General features: G+C 34.0%; 3 protein-coding genes. 2 read left to right on the forward strand and 1 reads right to left on the reverse strand.

The genetic code is table 11. The features are described from left to right. Window positions 1-142: 142 nt before the first annotated feature. A complete protein-coding gene (locus HRT72_06520) occupies window positions 143-823 on the reverse strand; it encodes a hypothetical protein (protein ID NQY67361.1) in 681 nt (226 codons plus the stop codon). 57 nt (window positions 824-880) lie between these two features. On the opposite strand from HRT72_06520, the gene HRT72_06525 reads away from it, so the two are divergent. Next, on the forward strand, window positions 881-2,041 hold the full coding sequence (locus HRT72_06525) for a GDP-mannose 4,6-dehydratase (protein ID NQY67362.1): 1,161 nt from the start codon (window positions 881-883) through the stop codon (window positions 2,039-2,041). 2 nt (window positions 2,042-2,043) lie between these two features. Beyond that, on the forward strand, window positions 2,044-2,341 hold a 298-nt coding region (locus HRT72_06530), incomplete at its 3' end, for an NAD-dependent epimerase/dehydratase family protein (GenBank protein NQY67363.1).

A 2,341-nucleotide genomic window follows, 5' to 3' on the forward strand; every position in this document is an offset into this window, starting at 1 on the left:
GAATAAGGATAAGAAAGAATAATATGGCTTTTAAAGGCGAATTAATCAAGATCGAAGTTTTTATTGTAACGCAAAAGTATGGAATTTAATTGACATCCTCCTTTGCTAATGATTAATACATCAATGTGTTACGCGGATTTACTTATTCGGTTTTGATCCGATATGTCATCGTTGTATTTCTGTTTTTCTGCGAGAAATAAACGAGTCCCTTTTTCTTTTGATAAATACGAATAGTCGTATTTGATACAGTTGTGTCAGGCCTTTCATCTGTGTATTCTAATTTTGTATTAGTAAATGAACTTAGTATTAAGCAATCTTTTGACGTGTCGAATAAACTATCAATTTTAGTAAACTCAAGACTGTAAACAGAATTAGTAGTCATTAGCATGGCAGAATCTGTTTTAAATCGATACTCAAATTGAAACGAGAATTCATCTTCGAGATCCCAGCTCACAGGTCCAATGGATTTGCCTCTAACTTCCATGAGTCCTACACGGATATCGTACTCGTAAAAGGAATTGTAAATGAGTTGCATTCTATTATCGGGAGACCATTTTTCTTTGCTTTTGTTTATTGGAACAGTGTCTTCTCGTAGTAGAAGATATTCTAGTGATATTACGGAATCCTTTAAGTATTCCATTTTCTGCGTTGCCAAAATTATTGCTGTAGAAGAGTCTGTCCCTAACGATTCGTAAACCCTAAAATTGTCTATTTCATCAGAAGGCCATATTAAGTAATCGAGATACAGAGACTCCTTTTTTTCGGAATCACAACCGAAAGAAATTAGCAATGTGAAAATTAAAAAAGATTGAATTAGGCGCATGTTATATATGTTAACTTCGTATTATTATAAATTCCATATCGAAAATCACAAAAGTTTATGCCTGCAAAACTATATAATAGAACGAGTGCAAACCAGAATGCTGTTTTTTTAATAATCTTTTCATTGTTAATAACTGCGTGTAAAGAGGATCCAAAGCAAGCTTTGAAAGAGAATTCTTTAAAGGCAGTAGAAGTTATAGACGAGTCGCCTGAGATTACAAAGTCGGAAGAAGGGGTGTTGGATAATGGAACTGATTTTTTAAGAGATTACAAACCTCAACATGAGGATGGTGATATTAATATGATTGTTGAGATTCCTTCAGGGACACTTCAGAAATGGGAAGTGGAAAAGAAAAATGGTACCCTCGTTTGGACATTTAAGAATGGAAAGCGAAGGGTGGTAAATTATATTGGGTATCCTGGGAATTATGGTATGGTTCCGCAAACGGTTTTGCCTTATGAAGATGGCGGAGATGGTGATCCATTAGACGTATTGTTGTTAGGAGAATCTATTGAACGAGGATCTGTTGTTAAGTGTAAGGTTATTGGAGTACTTAATATGTTAGAGGCATATAGAAGAAGTTGCCCAACCGCCAAGTTTTATCAAGCAAGTTCATCTGAAATGTTTGGGTTAACTGTAGATGAAGACAAATCACAAAGGGAAACAACAGTTATGAACCCAGTTTCACCATATGGGTGTTCCAAAGTATTTGGTTATAATATGATTAGAAATTATAGGAGAGCTTACAAATTACATGCAACAAATGGTATTTTATTTAATCATGAATCACCAAGAAGGGGTAGTAATTTTGTAACAAATAAAGTTGTGAAAGCTGCAGCAAGAATTAAATTAGGACTACAAGATAAACTTGAACTAGGTAATATGGATTCTTACAGAGATTGGGGGCATTCGTGGGATTATGTTAGAGCTATGCATTTAATGATGCAACATGATGAACCAGGTGATTGGGTAGTATCAACTATGGAAACCCATTCAGTTAGGGAAATGTGCCAGTTAGTATTCGACTATCTACATTTAGATTATAAAGATTATGTAACTCAGAACCCAAAGTTTTTAAGACCAGAAGAATTACCATACTTAAAGGGTGATTCTACAAAAATAAGAACAGAATTAGGTTGGGAACCTAAATACACATTTGAAAGGTTAATGTTTGAAATGGTTGATTATTGGTTGGAGTATTATTCTAAAAATAATTAATTATGAAATTACTAGTAACTGGAGGGAATGGCATGGTTGGCTCTACTATAGATGCGGATGTAAGATTTGCATCACAGGAGTGTGATTTAACTAATTTTAATGATACCTTAGCGTTTTTTAAGAAACATTCACCAGAAGCTGTTATACATTGTGCTGGAAAGATAGGAGGAGTTGGAATCAACTCTAGACTAAAAGGAGAATTTTTTTATAAGAACACAATGATTAATACTCATGTATTGGAGGTTTCTAGATTAGTTGGGGTTAAAAAGTTAGTGTGTTTATTGTCTACATGTATTTTCC

Source organism: Flavobacteriales bacterium, assembly GCA_013214975.1.
Classification (GTDB): Bacteria; Bacteroidota; Bacteroidia; order DT-38; family DT-38; genus DT-38.

Coding starts and splice junctions, on each gene's coding strand:
- HRT72_06520 (NQY67361.1), bottom strand. CDS start 823: ATGCGCCTAATTCAATCTTTTTTAATTTTCACATTGCTAATTTCTTTC.
- HRT72_06525 (NQY67362.1), top strand. CDS start 881: ATGCCTGCAAAACTATATAATAGAACGAGTGCAAACCAGAATGCTGTT.